The organism is Rossellomorea aquimaris (genome assembly GCF_001877785.1).
Lineage (GTDB): Bacteria > Bacillota > Bacilli > Bacillales > Bacillaceae_B > Rossellomorea > Rossellomorea aquimaris_A.
The window spans coordinates 1-419 of record NZ_MINN01000062.1; the positions used below are offsets into that span (position 1 = coordinate 1).

Consider the following 419-nt stretch of genomic DNA (forward strand, 5'->3'; position numbering starts at 1 on the left):
TCTGGCGCCGCAAGGCGTGGGGGTTCAAGTCCCTTCACCCGCACCATATGCGGAAGTAGTTCAGTGGTAGAACACCACCTTGCCAAGGTGGGGGTCGCGGGTTCGAATCCCGTCTTCCGCTCCAAAGTTTTTGCCGGGGTGGCGGAACTGGCAGACGCACAGGACTTAAAATCCTGCGGTAGGTGACTACCGTACCGGTTCGATTCCGGTCCTCGGCACCAGAGTATTTTTGCTTCAGTAAGATAACTGTCCTTAGTTACAGTTCTGCTGCATAAAGCATAATCAAAATTCTATAAATGCGCCCGTAGCTCAATTGGATAGAGCGTTTGACTACGGATCAAAAGGTTAGGGGTTCGACTCCTCTCGGGCGCGCCATATTTCGGGAAGTAGCTCAGCTTGGTAGAGCACTTGGTTTGGGA

Annotated in this window: 3 tRNA genes; all 3 read left to right on the forward strand. The window is 52.5% G+C overall.

Features of this window, described 5'->3' with window-relative positions:
- The first annotated feature begins 49 nt into the window (after window positions 1-49).
- The 3 genes from BHE18_RS02415 to BHE18_RS02425 all read left to right on the forward strand — a co-directional run bounded on the left by BHE18_RS02415 (window position 50) and on the right by BHE18_RS02425 (window position 375).
- A tRNA-Gly gene (locus BHE18_RS02415) sits at window positions 50-124 on the forward strand.
- Window positions 125-132: 8 nt separating this feature from the next.
- Window positions 133-221, forward strand: a tRNA-Leu gene (locus tag BHE18_RS02420).
- Between the two features lie 77 nt (window positions 222-298).
- Window positions 299-375 (forward strand) — tRNA-Arg (locus tag BHE18_RS02425).
- Window positions 376-419: the final 44 nt, after the last annotated feature.